Source organism: Erwinia rhapontici, from assembly GCF_012271765.1.
Lineage (GTDB): Bacteria > Pseudomonadota > Gammaproteobacteria > Enterobacterales > Enterobacteriaceae > Erwinia > Erwinia rhapontici.
The window spans coordinates 169,997-188,634 of sequence record NZ_VRKO01000013.1; the positions used below are offsets into that span (position 1 = coordinate 169,997).

Here is an 18,638-nt window from a genome sequence, read left to right on the forward strand (position 1 = left end):
AGGGAACGGTGCCGCCGCAGGTACGGCACCAGGTCAATTACTGTTTGCTCATCTGCTCAGATTTCGCCATACATTGTTGCATCGCTTCAATCACTGCAGAACGGAAACCTTTCTGTTCCAGCACTTTTACGGCTTCGATGGTCGTACCGCCCGGAGAGCACACCATATCCTTCAGCTCGCCAGGGTGTTTACCGGTTTCAAGCACCATCTGCGCCGCACCTTTTACCGCCTGCGCGGCAAATTGATAGGCCTGCGCACGCGGCATTCCCCCCAGCACGGCGGCATCCGCCATCGCTTCAATAAACATAAACACGTAGGCTGGCGCTGAGCCACTGACGCCGACCACTGCATGAATCAGATATTCCGGCACCAGCGCGGCTTTACCGAAGCCGTTGAATATTTGCACCACTTCATCGGCTTCTTCGGCGGTGACCAGCACGTTGGGTGTTACCGAGGTCATGCCTTCGTTGACCAGCGCCGGGGTATTTGGCATCACACGTATAATTTTACGATCATGCCCCAGCACCGTGGCCAGCGAGTCCAAAGTGACACCTGCAGCGATGGAGACGATCACCGTCTCTTTGTGCAGGCTGCCAGCGATATCCTTCAATACAGACAGGATCACATTGGGTTTCACCGCGCCAAACAGGATATCGGACTGGCGGGCGACCTCTTCGGCACTCTCTGCCGGGGTGATGCCGTACTGCTGTTGCATCGCCTGGTTGGTGGCGGATTTACGGTCGAAAACCAGAATATTTTCAGGTTTGACCTGACCCGCAGCGACCAGGCCCGCAATGATGGCTTTAGACATATTACCGCAGCCAATAAAGCCTACTTTCTTATCCATGACGATCTCCCTGGTTATTCAGTCTGTCAGAATCTGGCTGATGCCATTCCTACACCTTAACTCAGCTTCAGTCTGGCTTAAACCTCAAAGGATGCCTGAATTTTTGGTTGCCATTGTGGGAAACAATGTTGAAGATCGTGATTATTCTCGACTCTCAGTAAAAGGAGAAGGCGATGCCAATCTGGGTGGATGCCGATGCGTGCCCGAAAGTGATTAAAGAAGTGCTGTACCGTGCAGCAGAGCGCGAGCAGATGATGGTAACGCTGGTCGCTAATCAGTCACTGAGCGTGCCGCCGTCGCGTTTTCTGCGGACTCTACGCGTTCCGGCAGGGTTTGACGTGGCAGATAACGAAATTGTGCAGCGTGCGGAAGCAGGCGATCTGGTGATCACGGCGGATATCCCGCTGGCAGCGGAAGTCATGGAGAAAGGCGCGATAGCGCTGAATCCACGCGGTGAACGCTACAGCGAAGCGACTATTCGTGAGCGTCTGACGATGCGTGACTTTATGGATACGATGCGCGCCAGTGGCGTGCAGACGGGGGGACCGCCCACGCTTAACCAGCGTGACCGCCAGCAGTTTGCCAATGAACTGGACAAATGGTTACAACAACAGCGTAAATGATCGATAGCCTCTCCCGCATTGCAGGAGAGGCATAATCAGTCGTCAGACAAAACTGTCATCATCAAAATCGTTGTCATCAAAACTGTCATTACTGAAATCGTCATTGGCATAATCCTGTTGCAGACCGTTGTCCTGCCCCAGGAACGACGAATTGTCGCTGCCGTTATTAAACGTGTCGAGGTTATTGCTGAGATCAGGGTCTGGTAGCGCCGGTTCGTTAATAATATTGACGATCTCTTCCGGCTGTTGGTGATGGAACATACTGGTCAGCATCTCGGCCATGACGACCCCCCCGGCCACGCCAACCGCGGTCTGTAATGCACCGCCGAGGAAACCCCGACCCGCAGCAGGCGCTGCGGCATAAGCGGGTTGCTGTGGCTGGGCTGGCGTATTATTCCAGGGCTGTGTGGGCGCGGGGGGCTGCTGTAGGGGTTGCGCACGGTTCCCCCCGCCAAACAGACCGGAGAGAAAACCTCCGCTGCTCTGCTGCGGTTGTTGCCGGGCCTGCGTCAGCTCGCTTTCCAGCTGAGTAACGCGTGCGTTTAGCTGTTTCATCGCCGCCTCCTGAATCAGAAGGGCTTGCGCCATGTAGTAGGGCGCTCCGGGTTGCTGCTGCACCTGCTGTTGGATCAGTTTCTCTGCCGCACTGTCACGGGGGCCGGACTGTGACTCCGCCTGTTTCAATCGGGTAAACAGGCTGTCAATTAACTGCTGTTCTTCGTTCTGCATAAGGATTCTCCGGAAACGGGCGACAGCGTTTATAGTGGCAAGACCGCAGGGAAAGTAAATCATGCTGGCGTAAGGAAATGTTGCGGCAAGAAAGGCGTGTGTTCACTATGTGTAAATAAATTATTACACCAATAATTGATTATTAAACAAAAGCTTAATGGGTTGGTGTGCATGCACTGCTGTAAATAAAACGTTACTGCTGGCCCGCCGGGAAAATGTCGGGTATTATGCGCTGCAACGTTATTCATTGGTTGGCCTGCTGCGCCTAATTATCGGCGTCGGCGTTTGCTAAAGGAAGTGCCTGTTATGTCATTACCCATCTATCTGGTCGGCGCACGTGGCTGCGGAAAAACAACCGTTGGACATGCACTGGCGCTGGCATTAGGGTACGCCTTCTTTGACACCGACCACGCATTGCAGCAGTCCAGTGGGCAAACCGTTGCGGATATTGTGACTCGTGAAGGATGGCCGGGCTTCCGCCTGCGTGAAACCGCATCGCTGAAAACCGTCACTGCACCCTCAACGGTGATCGCCACGGGTGGCGGCATGGTCTTATCCGAAGAAAATCGTCAGTTTATGCGTGAACATGGCCAGGTCATCTATCTGAATGCCGATGCCGCTGTTCTGGCAGATCGTCTTGAAGCCTATCCTGAAGCCGAACAGCGTCCGACACTGACCGGGCGGCCGATTGCGGAAGAGATGGTTGAAGTGCTGGCGGCGCGTGATGCGTTATATCGCCAGACTGCGCACCATATTATTAACGCTATGCAGTCCCCTGACGGCGTCGTCAGCCAGATCCTCAGCGTGCTTTCTCTCGCCCGCGCCAGCTAAATTCTCTGTTGGTGCAGCGTTGCCTGCACCCCTCTTGCCTGCTTTCTCCCTTGTCCCGCAGATAAACCGTTTCGATTGTCTATACTCAGGTAAGGTCATCATACTGGCCGCGCACGTTTACTGACATCAAAAGGGGGCACTATGCCAGGCAGACCACCATATCCACGAGAAGCGAACATCATACCGGTCGAGAAGGGCGCGCCCGGCAAATCGGTGATCTGGTATGAACTCCGTGCCGACCATCCGAAACCTGATTCTTTGATCAGCGAGCACAAAACCGAGCAGGAAGCGCTGGATGCTAAAAAACGCTATGAAGACCAGTCGAAAGAATAAAAAATGGTGTGTACAGGCAAGGATGCCGACATCCGTTTTACTCCGCACTATTGTCGCAATTTCTTACGAATAATCTTACTTTTAACCTCGCGCCGTCACAGCATAAATGCCTGCTGCTACGGGATTTATCGCCATAAATATTCACTATTTCGCCCTCTCTGGCATATTGAAGTATCACCTTCAGTCCTGACAAAATGATCACATCGGTGACCTTCCTCCTGCACCCAAATTAATGCTTGACCCTGATTCACCCTGGCCGTAGGTTTATCAAAACGGTAAAACAGGAACAGGAGTTCCTAATAGTGGAACAAAAGGTATGACTACCTTAGAGAATGCGACGGCGGTACTGAAACTTTTTAATCGAAGTGGAGTGAGCCAGGGCCAGCCAGGCCTGACGTTTACCGATATTGCCCAGGCGTTGGGGCTGCCGAAAAGCACCGTTTCGCGGCTGCTATCTACCATGGAAAGCGAAGGTCTGCTGGAGCGCGATCCCGATACCCGCTGCTTTCATGTCGGGCATATGCTGCTGACGCTGGCCAGTAACTATCTCTCCACGCCGCTGGTGGATGGTGCGTCATCAATGATGGCGAGGCTGGCTGCGGAATCCAGCTGTACGGGCTATATCTCCGTGCTGGAAGGGCGTGAGATTATGGTGATGCGCATGTTCCAGGGCCGAATGTTCATTCAGGTTGTTACTCCGCCAGGGAGCCGTCTGCCGGCGGCAGAAACGTCGGTTGGTCGGGCGATCCTCTCCCGTTATAGCGATGATTATGTCCGAAAACTTTATGCCGGAAGCTGGCAGGTGAACTCGCCGAATTCACCGCAGACGCTGGATGAATTGCTCACTGAACTGGCCAGTATTCGTCAACAAGGATGGGCGCTGGCCCGCAATGAAACCTTACAGGGGATCAGTGCGGTATCCACCACGATTACCAATAAACATCGGGGGGAAACGGTCGCACTTTGCCTGTCGTTTCCGTCTGAGCATCATGCGTCACCTTATTCTTCCTCCGCGCTGGACGCATTACAGATTGTGACGCGTGAGCTGGCGGGGAAATACGGTGACCGCGCAGGGCAGGGAGGCAATATGACCTCTGCCCTGCAGTAATTACCTCATCTCCTTTTCGGATATGAAGTACGCCTCCACCAGGGCACCTGCAGTACCACGTAGTGACATGATTATCTGAAACAGCCCGTCAGAGGCAGGATGATCATCCCCAGAAGGGGTCCCCTGATACCTCAGGGGATCTCTCTTTTTTGCCTGAAACTGACGTTGCTCAATGTGATCTAACCCCTGTTTCTGTGTGGGGTCGCACATTGATGAGATCAGGTTCAAGGATAATCAAAGGGTGTCGGGGGGTTACTGCTATTATTCAGTAGAGAATACCAAAGGCCATTGCGCCCTCGCCCCAGGGGGAGAGGTTAAGCAGCCGCCAAAGATTAAGCAGGATGATAGCCTGTTGTCAGTGGAACTATGCACTATGAAGCCATCTCTGGTTACTCTCTCTTGTGGGCAGTCTCCACGCACCGACATTCTGCCGCTGCTGCTGGAGCATCTTCCTGAAGAGCAAATCGTTCATGTCGGGCTGCTTGATGACCTGACGCATGCGCAAATTGAGCGGCAATATGCGCCCGACACAGGGGGCAAAATGCAGGTTATCCGGCTGAATGACGGTAGCCAGGTCTGCGTGTCGGCTGAGAAAATCACAACGGAATTGCAGCAGCGCATTCTGATGTTAGAAGAGTGCGGGTACGACACTATCCTACTATTGTGTTCGGGTGACTGCGGCCCCCTTTACGCCAGTACCGCTGTGCTGCTGGAGCCTGACCGTCTGGTCCCTCCGCTGGTGAAGGCCATTGTTGGCGGGCATCAGGTCGGGATCGTGGTATCGGTTGCCGGGCAAATTCATGCTCAGAAGAATAAATGGAAAAACCTGAAGCATCCCCCCTGTTTTGCCGTTGCCAGCCCGTATCATGCCAATGATGAGCCGCTTATTGAGGCCGCATTATCATTACAGGAGCAAGGTGCCGATGTGGTGGTGCTGGACTGCATGGGCTATCACCCGCGTCATCGCGATTTTTTACAGGCACTTCTCGGTATTCCGGTTCTGTTGTCTAACATGCTGATTGCCCGTTTGGCGGCAGAACTGTTGGTATAAGTCACGATTGCAGTGCGTGGTACGCAATAGTGCGTGACAGCCTGTTAATTATGGCTCTACACTGCAAACTTACCTTTGTCTCTGATTTTAAGGAAATTATATGCTCAATGTTAGTGAGTATTTCGACGGTAAAGTGAAGTCGATTGGTTATGAGAGCGCCAGCACAGGTCGTGCCAGTGTGGGTGTGATGGCTGAAGGCGAGTACACTTTTGGTACGGCTCAGGCAGAAGAGATGACCGTGGTAAGTGGTTCCCTGAAAGTGTTACTGCCAGGGGAAGTTGAGTGGAAACTCTATCAGCCAGGCCAGATCTTTAACGTGCCGGGCCACAGTGAGTTTCATTTGCAGGTGGCTGAGCCTTCTGCGTATCTGTGCCGTTATCTGAAAGATTGATTTAAGCAGGGTCGGGCATGCCCGACCCCTACGTGTAGGGGCGACGCATGCGTCGCCCGCAACAGCATTAACGCTCTGCTTCGCCGCCTAACGCTTCCACAGTATTGCTGATTAACGCAGCCAGCTCGCCCGTCATCAGAATAAAGTCAGCATCAAAACGTCCTGTCACATCTTCCCGATCAATATCGTCGTTCTGTTCGCGCAGGATGTCTGAGAATTTGAGGCGCTTGATCGAACCATCATCAGACAAGATCATCTGAATACGTTCCTGCCAGTCGAGAGCCAGTTTCGTCACCAGTTTTCCGGCTTCGATATGGTTGGCGATCTCGTCGCACACCAGATCCTGTTTCTTGCAGCGGATCACGCCGCCATCTTCCAGAATCGCTTTCAGTTCAGCTTCATCCATCAGCGCAAATCCTGCCGGCAGTTCACCGGAACGCACCCATTCTGTCATCGTCAGTTCAATCGGGCTTTCCAGCGTCAGCGGCACCACGGGCAGTGAGCCGAGGCTTTTACGCAGCAGGGCGAGCGTATCTTCTGCTTTTTTCGCGCTGGCGCAGTCGACCATAATCAGATTGTTAACGGTGTCGATCCACACATAGGTCTGGCTGTAACGGCTGAAGGCGCGTGGCAACAGGCTGTGCAGCACTTCATCTTTCAGAGAGTCTTTTTCTGTTTTTTTCAGCTTGCGCGATTGCTCAGCTTCCAGTTTACTTATTTTCGCTTCCAGTGCTTGCTTGATCACCGGCGATGGCAGCATTTTCTCTTCTTTACGCGCACAAATCAGAATCTGACCGTTGGTGACGTGCGTCAGATCGTCGCTACGTGGACCAATGGGAGAAACCCAACCGGTCTTGGCCATATCCTGGCTACCGCAGGGGGTGAAAGAGAAGGCATCGAGCTGTTTTTCCATCTCGTCTGCTACCAGCGGAATGTCGCGATTAAGACGATAAACCATCAAATTTTTAAACCACAGCATGCTGCATTCCCTCTCCGGACGCGCAAAAGGCGCGCGAGTTCAAAGTCAGCGCGCATGATAGCGAATCGGCGGCGGGGTTTCATTGCCTTTCCGCACCGCTCCTTCTAAGGTAATAATCTCACCGTCAAATCATGAGGAATAACAAGTGCGTATCGGTATCGATTTAGGTGGCACGAAAACAGAAGTGATTGCCTTATCCGACCAGGGGGAGGAACTGTTCCGCTATCGCGTCCCCACGCCGCGTGACGACTATGAAAAAACCCTGGAAAACATTATCGGGTTAGTACGCCGCGCAGAAGAAGTGACGGGCCAGCAGGGCACAGTGGGGCTGGGGATCCCCGGTACGCTATCGCCTTATACCCGGCGAGTAAAAAATGCTAACTCCACCTGGCTCAACGGTCAGCCGCTGGATAAAGATTTACAGCAGCGACTGGGCCGTGAGGTGCGTATCGCCAATGATGCCAACTGCCTGGCGGTGTCTGAAGCCGTGGACGGTGCGGCCGCAGGCAAACAAACGGTGTTCGCGGTGATTATTGGCACCGGGTGCGGTGCGGGAGTCGCGCTGAATGGCCAGGCACACAGTGGTGGCAACGGCAATGCGGGGGAGTGGGGTCATAACCCGCTGCCGTGGATGGATGAAGATGAGCTGCGCTACCGGGAAGAGGTTCCCTGCTACTGCGGTAAGGCAGGCTGCATTGAAACCTTTATCTCCGGAACCGGGTTTGCCACGGATTACCAGCGCCTGAGCGGCGTGTCATTAAAAGGCGCGGAGATTATGCAGCGGGTGGCACAACAGGACCCGGTGGCCGAATTGGCGATGAGCCGCTATGAACTGCGCCTGGCGAAGTCGCTGGCCCACGTGGTGAATATTCTTGATCCGGACATGATTGTGCTGGGAGGGGGAATGAGTAACGTCGAGCGGTTGTATCAGACGGTGCCACTGCTGGTGAAAAACTGGGTGTTTGGCGGAGAGTTTGAAACGCCCATCCGTCAGGCAGTTCACGGTGATTCCAGCGGCGTGCGCGGTGCGGCCTGGTTGTGGCCGTTGTAACGCGCAAAACAAGGGCCGATCGGAAAATGATCGGCCCTAACAGTGAGTGAATGCAATCAGACCTTATTCGCCATGCAGCATCGCATCATGTGGTGCGTTGTCACGCTGGCTTTTGGTCATCAGGAACCACAGGTAACCTGCCAGCATCAGCGCCACAAACAGCACACCGATAAGGGCGTTAAACCACAGCATCGCAATCAGACACACCACAGCCAGTACCAGCGCAATCGCGGGAACGATCGGATAACCTGGTGCGCGGAAGGTGCGATCCAGCTCCGGGGCAGTGCGGCGCAGACGGAACAGGCTCAGCATACTCATGATGTACATCACGATGGCACCAAATACCGCCATGGTGATCATCGCTGCGGTCAGTGACATGCCCTGCAGGTTGATCCAGCTGTCGCTAAAGATAGCGGCGATGCCGATCACGCCACCCGCAATAATGGCACGGTGAGGGGTTTGAAAACGTGACAGCTTCGCCAGGCCCGCAGGCAGATAGCCAGCGCGAGACAGAGCGAAGAACTGGCGTGAGTAGCCGAGGATAATACCGTGGAAACTGGCAATCAGACCGAACAGACCGATCCACACCAGCATGTGCATCCAGTTAGAGTGCTCACCCACGATCATTTTCATTGCCTGCGGTAGCGGATCGTTAATGTTAGACAGTACGCGCCAGTCTCCAGCCCCCCCGGCCATCAGCATCACCCCGAGGGCCAGCACCACCAGCGTCAGGATCCCGGCAATATAGGCACGCGGGATCGTACGTTTCGGATCTTTCGCTTCTTCTGCTGCCATCGCTGCGCCTTCAATGGCGAGGAAGAACCAGATGGCAAATGGGATCGCGGCAAAGATACCTGACAGTGCCGGCATGCCGAAGTGTTCACCGCCTGCCCAGCCGTTAGCGGCAAAGTTGGCAATACTGAAGCCCGGTGCGACCACGCCCATAAACACCAGCAGTTCGAACACCGCCAGTACGGTGACCACTAACTCAAACATCGCCGCCAGTTTCACCCCCAGAATATTCAACGTCATAAAGACAATATAGGCACCCACCGCTGCGTACTTCGGGTTGAGTTCCGGGTACTGAACGTTGAGATAGGCACCGATGGCCATCGCAATCGCCGGAGGAGCAAAGACGAATTCAATCAGCGTGGCCATACCGGCAATCAGGCCGCCGGTCTCACCAAATGCACGACGGCTGTAGGCAAACGGGCCACCCGCATGTGGAATCGCGGTGGTCAGCTCGGTAAAGCTGAAGATAAAACAGGTATACATGGTGGCGATCATTAGCGTTGTCAGCAAAAAGCCGAGTGTTCCCGCCACGCCCCAGCCGTAGCTCCAGCCAAAATATTCCCCTGAAATGACCAAACCGACTGCAATGCCCCACAAATGTATGGTGCCCAGCGTGGGCTTTAATTTCGTTGTCATGTCGTTATCCCCGTGAGTGTGTTTCCCCTTCATCCCCTACACCGCAGATGTTTGTGGCGTAGAGGCGGTTGGAGAGCGTTATTCGATAATGCCGTTGCCCGTTGGGGGAAACTTGACGCGGGCATGATGATTTTTGTGCTCGCGGGTCAACTCACTCGCAAAAAAAGTGCCAGGTGTACGCTGCGGTCAAAACAGGGTCGTCTGCTGTCAAGCCGGAAGAGGGCAAGCGATAGGATGCTGTCAGGCAAAGAAGCACTGCCTGAAACTGACTCCGGAGCCAGACTATGACCGCAAAACAATATGACACCCTGAACAATACCGCACTGCTGCGCCTCGCCGAAATGACACTGTTGCGCTATCCGGCAGCGTTACAGGGCAAACTTAGCCTGCTGTGCCGTTCAGAAAACGCGACCTTTTTACTCGAAGCGGGTGGCAAACGTTATGCCTTGCGCCTGCACCGGGCGGATTATCACCAGCGTGCCGATATTGAAAGTGAGTTGCAGTGGCTGGATGCCCTACGTGAAACCGGCATCGATGTGCCGCAGGCGGTTGTCGATCGCGAAGGACAACGCGTACAAACCCTGATACTGGAGGAGGGTTCGGTACGTCATGCCGTGCTGTTCCACTGGATCGAGGGGGAGATGCCGGGGACCGATGTTGATCCGCGCGCCTTTCAGCAACTGGGTAATATTACCGCTCGCCTGCATCAGCACAGCCGCAGCTGGCAGCGCCCGGCGGGTTTTCAGCGTATCATCTGGGATCATCAGACCATGGTCAGCCCACAAAGCCATTGGGGCGACTGGCGCGATGCGCCGAATTTGCGCGTCCAGGATCACGGCATTGTGGAGGAGACGATCGCGCGAGTGGGATCGACGCTGGCAGAGTTCGGCAAGGAAACCCGCAACTACGGGCTGATCCACGCCGATCTGCGACTGACGAATCTGCTGCTGTATAAAGGCGAAACTCGGGTGATCGATTTTGATGACTGCGGTTTCGGCTGGTATCTGCACGATCTGGCGGCGGCGATCAGTTTTGTCGAGCACCATCCGCGTGCCGCAGAATGGGTTGAACACTGGATCCGGGGTTACGAGCAGGTTGCACATATCACCGATGCTGAGATGGAAAGGATACCCGCGCTACTGATCCAGCGCCGGATCCAGCTGCTGGCCTGGGCGGGATCGCATGCGGAAACGGAGATGGCGCAAAGTCTTGGGCCACAGTGGGCGGATCATTCTGTGCGTTTGTGCCACCGCTACCTTGAGACGCGCGATCTGCCTGTTGGCGTATAACCCTCATGTTACTGCACCGTGGACGGGCAACGCTGCGCCTCCACAGTGCTTATTCGCACTGAGCCGTAGGCTAACACGCTGATTTTGTCCGATGTTGTGGTTGGTACGCAATTTGCTGTGTAAAGAGGAGTAAAGAGCCCACACCGCAGCAGGAGGCATTAATCATGTTACCCAACCCATTGGCCCGTTCAGAAACCAGCCATGTTCTGCACAGTGCCAGCGCCTGCAATCGTGGGGTCCTGGCTGCTGCTGCCAGTGGACTGAGCGAGTTTATCTGCCACAGCGGCGGTGACGTTGATCGAATTTTTGGCGTCAGCGGTATCGACCCGGAGTTGCTGGCACAGCCCACGCTCAGTCTGGGCTTAATCAACTATTGCCGGGTGATGGAAGAAGCGGCACGGTATTCAGGTTGTGATAACTTCGGTTTACATTACGGCAGGCAGTTTAAACCGCAGTCATTAGGTCTGATTGGCTACATCGGTCTGTGCAGCGCCACGCTGGAACAGGCACTGCACAATGTGGCGAATGCGTTTCCGTGGCACCAGCACGATACGCTGACGCGGCTGGTGGATAAGGGGGACTGCTGGCGGCTGGATTATCAGGTGCGTCACGGTGCTATCCTCTGCCGTCGCCAGGATGCGGAACTCACGCTCGGCATGTTCCTTAACCTGATCCGCCATGTGGCAGGAAAAAACTGGGCGCCGCGTGAGGTGCATTTCGAACACCCACGTCCCTCACAATGGCATGAGCACTGTAAAGTGTTCGATGCCCCTGTCTATTTCGATCAACCTTTCAACTCCTTACTGATCCCGAAACGCGATTTGCTCCGTGCGATGCCGGACAGCGATCCCTTATTACTGAGCGTAATGCAGGATGCTATCCAGCGTCTGAACAGCAGTACGCCGCAGCAGAATATCGTCGATCAGGCGCGGGCGCAGGTTCATCTGGTGATCCTGCAAGGGGAACCTGTACTGGATGATGTGGCGGAAAAAATGGGGTTGTCGAGCTGGTCATTACAGCGACGCCTGCGCGAGGAAGGGCTGAGTTTTACCACGCTGGTGGATAACGTACGCTGCGAAATGGCGAAACACTATTTGCAGCAGCGTCAGCTGCCGATTTCCGAAATGGCCCTGTTATTGGGATATTCTGAGGTCAGTGCATTCTCCCGTGCCTTTCGTCGCTGGTTTGGCATCAGCCCACGTCAGTGGCGACAGGATGAGCTGACAGGATAAGCCATCGTATGAGGTCACGAGTAAGGTATCACTGAAGGCTCGGATAATCCTTATATTTGCATCAAGATGACGTGGCTTATTTTAGTTAAATGACTATGATTCACATCCCCCATGTGATTTGTTACCGTGATAAATTAAAATAATTAAACATTTCAGTTTATTTTTATAATTTCTCTGTGGTAGTCTTCCGTGCCAAAGGCGTCCTGCCTTTATTTTATAATAACCCGTGCTGATTATATTCTGGATATTCATTCCGGATCAGGGTTTTTATTTGAGTTATGAATTCATTCAGGGATATGAAATGAAATCCAAATGCCTTGTTGTTTTAACCTTATTAAGCGCGTCGGTGATCACCGGCTGCGCGACGGAATCCTCACGTTCTATTGAAGCCCCTCAGGTTGCAGCTGCGACTCAGCCACACTATCAGGGCGTAAAAAGCCCGATTGCTGTCGGTAAGTTTGATAACCGCTCTGCGTATATGAATGGCATATTTTCTGACGGTGTCGATCGGTTAGGTAACCAGTCGAAAACCATCCTGATTACCCATTTGCAGCAGACTGGCCGTTTTAATGTGCTGGACCGCGCTAACCTTGATGAGCTGAAAGCCGAAGCGCAGTACAAAGGCAGCCAGCAGTCCATTACAGGTGCCAACTATGTTATCACCGGCGATATTACCGAGTTTGGTCGTAAAGAAGTGGGCGACCAGCAGCTGTGGGGCATTCTTGGCCGCGGTAAGTCTCAGGTCGCCTATGCCAAAGTGAACCTGAATGTGGTGGATGTCACCACCTCAGAAGTGGTGTATTCCGTTCAGGGCGCAGGTGAATACACTCTGTCTAATCGCGAAGTGATTGGCTTTGGTGGTACCGCCAGCTATGACTCCACGCTGAATGGTAAAGTGATGGATTTAGCGGTACGCGAAGCAGTGAATCATCTGGTGAATGGAATCGAATCTGGCGCATGGCGTCCGGTTAAATAAAATAATAAGGAATTAACAGTGAAGATGATTAACGTTGTCTGCGTGGCTGCCGCCGCGCTGCTAATGACGGCCTGTGCCCAAAAAAAAGAAACGGTCTATTACTGGGGGGATTACCAGTCCTCACTTTATAGCTATTACAAACGTGACAAATCACCTGAACAACAGATTGAATCGCTGAACGCGGTGGTTGAGCAGGCGAAAGCAAAAAATAAACCCGTACCTCCTGGCTTGCATGCCCAGATAGGATTGCTATATGTGGAAACCAGCCGTCCAGACCTGGCTTTTCAGCAGTTCAATGCCGAAAAATCACAGTTCCCGGAATCAGCCGCTTATATGGATTTTCTGATGCGCAATAAGGACAAGAAATAATGAAATTACGGATCTTTATTGCCGCAGCTGTGGCGCTGGTACTGAGTGGTTGTGCTAAACAGATGCCTTATGACTATACGGCTTTTCGTGCCAGCAAACCTACCTCGATTGTGGTGTTGCCTGCGAAGAACAGCAGCCCGGATATTCAGGCTGCCCACAGTCTGGTGTCGGTGATAACCGCGCCGCTGGCCGAGTCCGGTTATTATGTGTTCCCGGTGGCGGTGGTAGATAAAACCTTTGAGCAGAACGGCCTGGCCAGTGCCGATGATGCTCAGGGTGTCAGCACCGCTAAACTACACGAGATTTTCCATGCTGATGCGGCGCTGTATGTTGAAGTGATCAGCTACGGCACCCAATATAGGGTCGTGGACAGTGCGACTCAGGTCAGCGCAGTAGCACGTCTGGTTGACCTGCGTACCGGTAAACAGATCTGGGCGGGTAAAGGCTTTGCGTCCGATGCTCAGGACAACAGTAACAACGGCCTGGTGGGCATGTTGATAACGGCAGCGGTGAAGCAAATCTCCAACAATATGACCGACAAAAGTCATGATATAGCGATTATTGCCGGGAGCACGATGCTCTCTGCCGATGGTCGCAACGGCAGTATCCTGCCAGGGCCGCGCGCCAAAGTGAAAACGGCGTTATAACGCTGATGCAAACAGGGGCGATCGCAGAGGATCGCCCCTGTTTGCTGCTATTGCCCCGGTGTTTCCAGTCTGCTGTAACCCAGTCCGTTAATCTTTTTCACCTTTATCTGCACCGGAATACGTTCCTTCATTGCCTCAACGTGGCTGATTACCCCAATCGTTTTGCCACTGGCATTGAGCGCATCCAGCGCATCAAGCGCACTGTCGAGTGTTTCCGCATCCAGCGTGCCAAAGCCTTCATCCAGGAACAGTGACTCAATACGGGTTTTATGGCTGACCAGATCGGAAAGGGCCAGCGCCAGCGCCAGACTGACAAGGAAGCTTTCGCCACCGGACAGCGTGCGGGTATCACGCTGTGCGTCAGCCTGCCAGGTATCAACAACCTGAAGCTCTAACGCTTCCTGCGATTTGCGCTGCAACAGATAGCGACCGTGCAGACGGTTAAGCTGATTGTTGGCCAGCCACACCAGATGATCTAACGTCAGCCCCTGGGCAAAGCGGCGGAATTTATCCCCTTCTTTGGAACCGATAAGCTGATTGAGGTAGCTCCAGTCTTCCAACTGCTGTTCGTTAGCGGCGATCTCAGCCAGCAATGTCTGCTGTTGTGTGCGCCGTTCGCTGTCATCTCGCAGCTGCTGACGTAGCTGACCCTGCTGGCTGGCCAGCTCGCGCAGTTGCTGATTTAACTCACTCAGCTGGCTTTCCAGTAGTATCCGTTGTGCAGGCAGGTCATCAAAATGGCCTGATTGGTTCACCATTTCGTCTAATTGCGATTGTAGATTAATCAACTGCTCATTTAGTGATTTATGCTGTCCGGTCAGGGTATTTATCCTGTCCTGCTGCTGTTGCCACGCAGTCTGCGCCTGGCGAACGGCCTGCGCATGCTGTTCCGTCTCTGTTCGCAGCTGCTGCTGTGCAGTCGTAACGTCGCGATCGCCAAACAATGCCTGGCGCTGCTGCTGGCAGTGCTTCAGCGTTTCCTGCTGTTGTTGCAGACGCTGGTCGAGCTGAGCCAGGCGTGCCTGTTGTTGTTGTAACTCTTCTTCCAGCGCCTGTTGGCGGCTGGAGAGTGTCGCCAGTTCAGGGACCAGCGCAGCCAGCGCCTCGCTGTTGCTGCGCCACTGTTGCCACTCCGTTTCGCGCAGCTGCAACCAGCGCTGGTAATCACCATCCTGCGGCAGTGTCAGCCCCAGCGGTGCAACCCCTTCTGCCAGCTTGATGCGCAACTGTTGTGCGCGCTGTTCATCCAGGGTGAGCTGTTGCTGCTGTTCGCTCTGCGTCTGCGTGGCGGCAGTAAACTGCTGCTGCTGAAGCTGGATCTGCTGTTGCAGGGCCTGCCAGGCCTGCTGATGCTGATACAGCGCCTCTTTTTGCTGCTGGCAGTGGCGCAACGCTTGCTCCAGCTGCTGTAACTGCTGCTGCTTTGCCGTTTCCTGCTCATCCTGCTGTGCCAGCCAGTTGCTGGTCTGTTGATGCTGCTGCGGGCTGAGTGACAGCGCCAGGGCGGCGGTGGCGGACTGCCATTGCTGCTCCAGTTGCTGCATCTGACGGTTCAGTTCCGCCTCTTCCTGCAACTGGCGCTCGTCCTGCTGTTGCGCCTGTTTAAGCTGCGCGGCGCAGGTACTGCCCTGATCTTTAAGCTGTTCAACATCACGCTTTAATGCGTCCAGCCGCTGCTGATTTTCCGACAGCTGTAACGCCTGATACTGCTGTACGGCCGGATGGTTTTCTGAACCGCACAGCGGGCAGGGCTGGCCCGCTTCCAGCTGTGCCCGGTGCTGTTCCAGATCGGCAATACGCCGCTCCAGCTCACAGCGCTTTTCCAGGTCCTGCTGATGTTGATATTTCTCTTTCCAGCTGGCCCGCAGGGTAAGTAACTGCTCACTGTTTTGCTGGATCTGTTGCGTTAGCGTTTGGCGCTCCTGCTGTAAGCGCGTGAGGCGTATGTTCAACTGCTGCCACTGCGGGAGCAGGGTGGCCAGCAATAACCGCTGCGGGCGCTGGCGGGCAAATTGCTCCAGGGCGGCGCGCAGCGTCTCTTCGGGGTGCAGCTGTTGTAGCGAGGCCAGCTGTTGCTGCACTTGATCGAGGCTGGTCTGTGCGGCGGCCAGCTGCTGCTGTAACGGGGCCTGCTGCTGCTGGAACTGCTGGCTGGACTGCTCACACTCCTGTACCTGGCGCTGCTGGGCCTGGAGTCGCAAGCGTTGTGCGGTCAGTGACTGCTCACTATCCTGCTGCTGGCTAAAGCGTTCACGCCACAGCGGCAGATGCTCGCCATAGTGCGCATACGACGGATGTGCCTCACGCCAGGTGCTTAACTGCTGCTGTTGCGCCTGTTTTTCCTGTTGAGTCTGCTGGTTTTTAGCGCTTTCCTGCTGGCGCGTGGTGAGTGCAAGTTGGTGTTCACTTCGCTCACGCTCCAGCTGCTGTTGCTGTTCGCGCAATGTGGCCAGTTGCAAATCAAGCGGCAGGACCTGTTCGGCGATCAGGGTTTCCTGTTGCAAACGCAGCGTCTGGTGTTGCGCCTGCGCCTGCACGATCTGCTCTTGCTGCTGCGTGGCCAGAACCAGCGCCTGCTGTGCCTGCTCCCGCTGTTGATCCAGCTGCTGCGCGCTGACGGTCAGCTGTTGCTGCTCCCGTTGCACGCGTTCAATCTGTTGCAGTTCCTGACTTTTTTTCAGTTGGATCTGCTGTTGTGAAGTAAGCACCTGCTCCTGCTCCACACTTTGTGCCAGCTGGCTGTTAAGGAGGGCGCACTGCTCTTCGGTGAGCAAACTCATACCGCTGGACTGGGCGCGCAGGGTATCCAGCGTCACCTTCGCCTGTTTATGGCGATCAAACACCGCCGCCGACAGTCGACCGTATATTTCGGTGCCGGTCAGCTCTTCCAGTAGCTCGGCACGTTTATTGGCATCGGCATTGAGGAACGCGGCAAACTGCCCTTGTGACAGCATCATCGATTTGGTGAAGCGTTCGAAGTCCAGCCCGGTCAGGCTGGCTACCCTCTCCAGCTTATCTTTGACCTTGTCGGCCACGATGTGATTATCGCTACAGCGTGCCAGCTCAACCCGCGGTGCCTGCAGGTTGCCATCGGCGGCGCCGCGAGCGCGGCTCTGGCTCCAGAAAGCGCGCCAGGCAACACCTTTCACCTCAAATTCCACTTCTGCCAGGCACTCGGCGGTATCACGGGTCATCAGGTCATTTTGCGACTGAGTGATGCCTTTCAGGCGCGGTGTTTCGTGATACAACGCGAGGCAGATGGCATCCAGCAGGGTGGTTTTACCTGCGCCCGTCGGGCCGGTAATGGCGAACAGGCCGTTGCTGGCAAAAGGTTCTGCGGTGAAGTCGATTTTCCACTCCCCCTTCAGCGAGTTGAGGTTTTTAAAGCGCAGCGTCAGAATTTTCATGATGGCTGCTCCTCATGGCGAACGGCTTCCAGCGTTTGAGCAAACAGCACTCTGGCGCGTTCCAGCCGTTCAGGTTCCTCGGCCTCCAGCGCCAGACGGCGGGAAAACACCTCTTCAACACTCAATTCATTCAGCGTTTCATTGTTCTGTCGGGCGATCACCTGTTCGCGCTGTTCGCGGCTGCGACGCAGCAGCACCACTTCTACGGGCAGGGATTCGGTCAGCTCCTGGATACGGCGCTGTAACTCACTGAGGTAAGCATCGGTGACGATTTCAATGTCCAGCCAGATGGTGCCACCCTGTGGATCGGCCGTGAGAGCCGCCAACTGCTGCTCAATCTGTTCCAGAGAGCCTTTGATCATCTGCATTGGCTGGAATAACGGGATCGGTAAGGCTTCGACCGCGCTGAGTTTGCCGTTGCTGAAGTCGACCTGAAACACGCTTTTGGCTTTACCCAGCTCATCAAAACTGAGCGGGATCGGCGAGCCGCTGTAGCGAATATGATCGCTATCGGCAATGCGCTGAGCGCGATGGATATGCCCCAGGGCGATATAGTCCGCAGGGGGAAAACAATCGGCGGGGAAGGCATCCAGCGTGCCGATATAGATATCACGCACCGCATCGCTTTTGGTCACGCCCATCGTTGTCAGATGGCCGGTGGCAATAATGGGTAGCGGCAGGCCCAGCGCATCACGTTGTTTCAGCGCTTCCTGCCAGCACTGCTGATAGTGTTCAGTTATGGCTTCCAGCAGGCTTTGCTGCTTTTCACGCCCTGACTGCCCGCTCTGGCTGCGCAGAATATCGCGCGGGCGCAAAAATGGAATGGCGCACAGCAGTGCTCCTGGCTGGCCATCGCGGCGATTAAGAACCAGAACCTGTTGACGAACATCGTCGCAGGCGGCGGCGATCACCCGAGTGTTCAGGCAGGCCAGCAGCTCGCGGGATTCATTCAGCATGGCGACTGAATCGTGATTGCCGCCCAGTACCACCAGTTGACAGCCGGTCTGCTGCAGATTGACCACGAAGCGGTTATACAGCTCACGCGCGTAGCTCGGCGGAGAGCCAGTATCAAAGATATCGCCTGCCACAATAATCGCATCCGCCTGCTGTGCTTCTGCGTTCACCAGCAGCCAGTCAAGAAATGCCTGGTGCTCGGCTGCCCGGCTTTTGGTGTAGAAAAACTGGCCAAGATGCCAGTCGGCAGTATGAATGATGCGCATGGGGGTCCTTTCATGGCAGAAAGCGTGGGGAGTATTATACCTGTCCTGCATCCCGAATTATTCAGAGCAGATAAACATATTGATGAGGAGGGGATTTTATTTAATTCCATCAATGCTTTTAGGGGGT

18 protein-coding genes are annotated in these 18,638 nt (G+C 54.7%); 12 read left to right on the forward strand and 6 right to left on the reverse strand.

Features of this window, described 5'->3' with window-relative positions:
- Positions 1 to 37: 37 nt before the first annotated feature.
- Positions 38 to 847: a pyrroline-5-carboxylate reductase gene (proC, locus tag FVB43_RS11825; protein ID WP_167864054.1), complete on the reverse strand. Its 810-nt coding sequence runs from the start codon at positions 845 to 847 to the stop codon at positions 38 to 40.
- 173 nt (positions 848 to 1,020) lie between these two features.
- Between proC and FVB43_RS11830 the strand changes: the two genes are divergently transcribed.
- Positions 1,021 to 1,470 carry a YaiI/YqxD family protein gene (locus FVB43_RS11830; RefSeq protein ID WP_133846261.1) on the forward strand — a complete coding sequence of 150 codons (450 nt, stop codon included), beginning with the start codon at positions 1,021 to 1,023 and terminating at the stop codon, positions 1,468 to 1,470.
- 42 nt (positions 1,471 to 1,512) lie between these two features.
- On the opposite strand, the gene FVB43_RS11835 is transcribed toward FVB43_RS11830, so the two are convergent.
- Positions 1,513 to 2,199 (reverse strand): DUF2076 domain-containing protein, encoded by a 687-nt coding sequence (locus tag FVB43_RS11835; RefSeq protein ID WP_133846262.1) that lies wholly within the window; start codon positions 2,197 to 2,199, stop codon positions 1,513 to 1,515.
- Between the two features lie 306 nt (positions 2,200 to 2,505).
- Between FVB43_RS11835 and aroL the strand changes: the two genes are divergently transcribed.
- From aroL to ppnP, 5 genes are all read left to right on the forward strand, one after another.
- Positions 2,506 to 3,030, forward strand: a complete 525-nt coding sequence (aroL, locus tag FVB43_RS11840) for a shikimate kinase AroL (RefSeq protein WP_133846263.1) — start codon at positions 2,506 to 2,508, stop codon at positions 3,028 to 3,030.
- A 141-nt stretch (positions 3,031 to 3,171) separates the two neighbouring features.
- Positions 3,172 to 3,363 carry a YaiA family protein gene (locus FVB43_RS11845; RefSeq protein ID WP_133846264.1) on the forward strand — a complete coding sequence of 64 codons (192 nt, stop codon included), beginning with the start codon at positions 3,172 to 3,174 and terminating at the stop codon, positions 3,361 to 3,363.
- A gap of 316 nt (positions 3,364 to 3,679) precedes the next feature.
- Positions 3,680 to 4,471 (forward strand): IclR family transcriptional regulator, encoded by a 792-nt coding sequence (locus FVB43_RS11850; RefSeq protein WP_133846265.1) that lies wholly within the window; start codon positions 3,680 to 3,682, stop codon positions 4,469 to 4,471.
- 373 nt (positions 4,472 to 4,844) lie between these two features.
- On the forward strand, positions 4,845 to 5,522 hold the full coding sequence (locus FVB43_RS11855; RefSeq protein ID WP_167864055.1) for an AroM family protein: 678 nt from the start codon (positions 4,845 to 4,847) through the stop codon (positions 5,520 to 5,522).
- A 100-nt stretch (positions 5,523 to 5,622) separates the two neighbouring features.
- Complete coding sequence (ppnP, locus tag FVB43_RS11860) at positions 5,623 to 5,913, forward strand: pyrimidine/purine nucleoside phosphorylase (RefSeq protein ID WP_133846267.1); 291 nt, start codon at positions 5,623 to 5,625, stop codon at positions 5,911 to 5,913.
- Positions 5,914 to 5,980: 67 nt separating this feature from the next.
- Here the strand turns inward: ppnP and rdgC are convergent, their stop codons facing one another.
- Positions 5,981 to 6,892 (reverse strand): recombination-associated protein RdgC, encoded by a 912-nt coding sequence (gene rdgC, locus FVB43_RS11865; protein WP_133846268.1) that lies wholly within the window; start codon positions 6,890 to 6,892, stop codon positions 5,981 to 5,983.
- Positions 6,893 to 7,037: 145 nt separating this feature from the next.
- Between rdgC and mak the strand changes: the two genes are divergently transcribed.
- Complete coding sequence (gene mak / locus FVB43_RS11870; protein ID WP_133846269.1) at positions 7,038 to 7,943, forward strand: fructokinase; 906 nt, start codon at positions 7,038 to 7,040, stop codon at positions 7,941 to 7,943.
- A 63-nt stretch (positions 7,944 to 8,006) separates the two neighbouring features.
- On the opposite strand, the gene eat is transcribed toward mak, so the two are convergent.
- Complete coding sequence (gene eat, locus FVB43_RS11875) at positions 8,007 to 9,371, reverse strand: ethanolamine permease (RefSeq protein WP_133846270.1); 1,365 nt, start codon at positions 9,369 to 9,371, stop codon at positions 8,007 to 8,009.
- A 284-nt stretch (positions 9,372 to 9,655) separates the two neighbouring features.
- Here eat and FVB43_RS11880 point away from each other — a divergent pair, with 284 nt between their 5' ends.
- The 5 genes from FVB43_RS11880 (at position 9,656) to FVB43_RS11900 (ending at position 13,884) form a co-directional block, all read left to right on the forward strand.
- Positions 9,656 to 10,660, forward strand: a complete 1,005-nt coding sequence (locus FVB43_RS11880; protein ID WP_167864056.1) for a phosphotransferase enzyme family protein — start codon at positions 9,656 to 9,658, stop codon at positions 10,658 to 10,660.
- 164 nt (positions 10,661 to 10,824) lie between these two features.
- Positions 10,825 to 11,892: an AraC-like transcriptional regulator QhpR gene (qhpR, locus tag FVB43_RS11885; protein WP_159337649.1), complete on the forward strand. Its 1,068-nt coding sequence runs from the start codon at positions 10,825 to 10,827 to the stop codon at positions 11,890 to 11,892.
- 301 nt (positions 11,893 to 12,193) lie between these two features.
- The gene (locus tag FVB43_RS11890) at positions 12,194 to 12,868 is read left to right on the forward strand and encodes a CsgG/HfaB family protein (protein WP_133846273.1); all 675 of its coding nucleotides are present in this window, start codon (positions 12,194 to 12,196) and stop codon (positions 12,866 to 12,868) included.
- Between the two features lie 24 nt (positions 12,869 to 12,892).
- Entirely contained in the window at positions 12,893 to 13,237 is a 345-nt protein-coding gene (locus FVB43_RS11895; protein WP_205945446.1) for a DUF4810 domain-containing protein, read from the forward strand.
- The gene (locus FVB43_RS11900) at positions 13,237 to 13,884 is read left to right on the forward strand and encodes a DUF799 domain-containing protein (RefSeq protein ID WP_167864057.1); all 648 of its coding nucleotides are present in this window, start codon (positions 13,237 to 13,239) and stop codon (positions 13,882 to 13,884) included. The genes FVB43_RS11895 and FVB43_RS11900 overlap by 1 nt, the downstream gene beginning before the upstream one ends.
- Before the next feature lie 47 nt (positions 13,885 to 13,931).
- Here the strand turns inward: FVB43_RS11900 and FVB43_RS11905 are convergent, their stop codons facing one another.
- Together FVB43_RS11905 and sbcD are read right to left on the reverse strand one after the other, a co-directional pair.
- Entirely contained in the window at positions 13,932 to 17,291 is a 3,360-nt protein-coding gene (locus FVB43_RS11905; protein WP_167864058.1) for an AAA family ATPase, read from the reverse strand.
- On the reverse strand, positions 17,288 to 18,511 hold the full coding sequence (sbcD, locus tag FVB43_RS11910; protein ID WP_167864059.1) for an exonuclease subunit SbcD: 1,224 nt from the start codon (positions 18,509 to 18,511) through the stop codon (positions 17,288 to 17,290). The genes FVB43_RS11905 and sbcD overlap by 4 nt, the downstream gene beginning before the upstream one ends.
- Positions 18,512 to 18,638: the final 127 nt, after the last annotated feature.

Bases quoted from the DNA above. Each gene is read 5' to 3' on its own strand.
- aroL (WP_133846263.1), top strand. From the start codon at position 2,506: ATGTCATTACCCATCTATCTGGTCGGCGCACGTGGCTGCGGAAAAACA.
- proC (WP_167864054.1), bottom strand. From the start codon at position 847: ATGGATAAGAAAGTAGGCTTTATTGGCTGCGGTAATATGTCTAAAGCC.
- FVB43_RS11850 (WP_133846265.1), top strand. From the start codon at position 3,680: ATGACTACCTTAGAGAATGCGACGGCGGTACTGAAACTTTTTAATCGA.
- FVB43_RS11900 (WP_167864057.1), top strand. From the start codon at position 13,237: ATGAAATTACGGATCTTTATTGCCGCAGCTGTGGCGCTGGTACTGAGT.
- FVB43_RS11845 (WP_133846264.1), top strand. From the start codon at position 3,172: ATGCCAGGCAGACCACCATATCCACGAGAAGCGAACATCATACCGGTC.
- qhpR (WP_159337649.1), top strand. From the start codon at position 10,825: ATGTTACCCAACCCATTGGCCCGTTCAGAAACCAGCCATGTTCTGCAC.
- FVB43_RS11895 (WP_205945446.1), top strand. From the start codon at position 12,893: ATGATTAACGTTGTCTGCGTGGCTGCCGCCGCGCTGCTAATGACGGCC.
- ppnP (WP_133846267.1), top strand. From the start codon at position 5,623: ATGCTCAATGTTAGTGAGTATTTCGACGGTAAAGTGAAGTCGATTGGT.
- FVB43_RS11855 (WP_167864055.1), top strand. From the start codon at position 4,845: ATGAAGCCATCTCTGGTTACTCTCTCTTGTGGGCAGTCTCCACGCACC.
- FVB43_RS11890 (WP_133846273.1), top strand. From the start codon at position 12,194: ATGAAATCCAAATGCCTTGTTGTTTTAACCTTATTAAGCGCGTCGGTG.
- FVB43_RS11835 (WP_133846262.1), bottom strand. From the start codon at position 2,199: ATGCAGAACGAAGAACAGCAGTTAATTGACAGCCTGTTTACCCGATTG.
- sbcD (WP_167864059.1), bottom strand. From the start codon at position 18,511: ATGCGCATCATTCATACTGCCGACTGGCATCTTGGCCAGTTTTTCTAC.
- rdgC (WP_133846268.1), bottom strand. From the start codon at position 6,892: ATGCTGTGGTTTAAAAATTTGATGGTTTATCGTCTTAATCGCGACATT.
- FVB43_RS11830 (WP_133846261.1), top strand. From the start codon at position 1,021: ATGCCAATCTGGGTGGATGCCGATGCGTGCCCGAAAGTGATTAAAGAA.
- FVB43_RS11880 (WP_167864056.1), top strand. From the start codon at position 9,656: ATGACCGCAAAACAATATGACACCCTGAACAATACCGCACTGCTGCGC.
- FVB43_RS11905 (WP_167864058.1), bottom strand. From the start codon at position 17,291: ATGAAAATTCTGACGCTGCGCTTTAAAAACCTCAACTCGCTGAAGGGG.
- eat (WP_133846270.1), bottom strand. From the start codon at position 9,371: ATGACAACGAAATTAAAGCCCACGCTGGGCACCATACATTTGTGGGGC.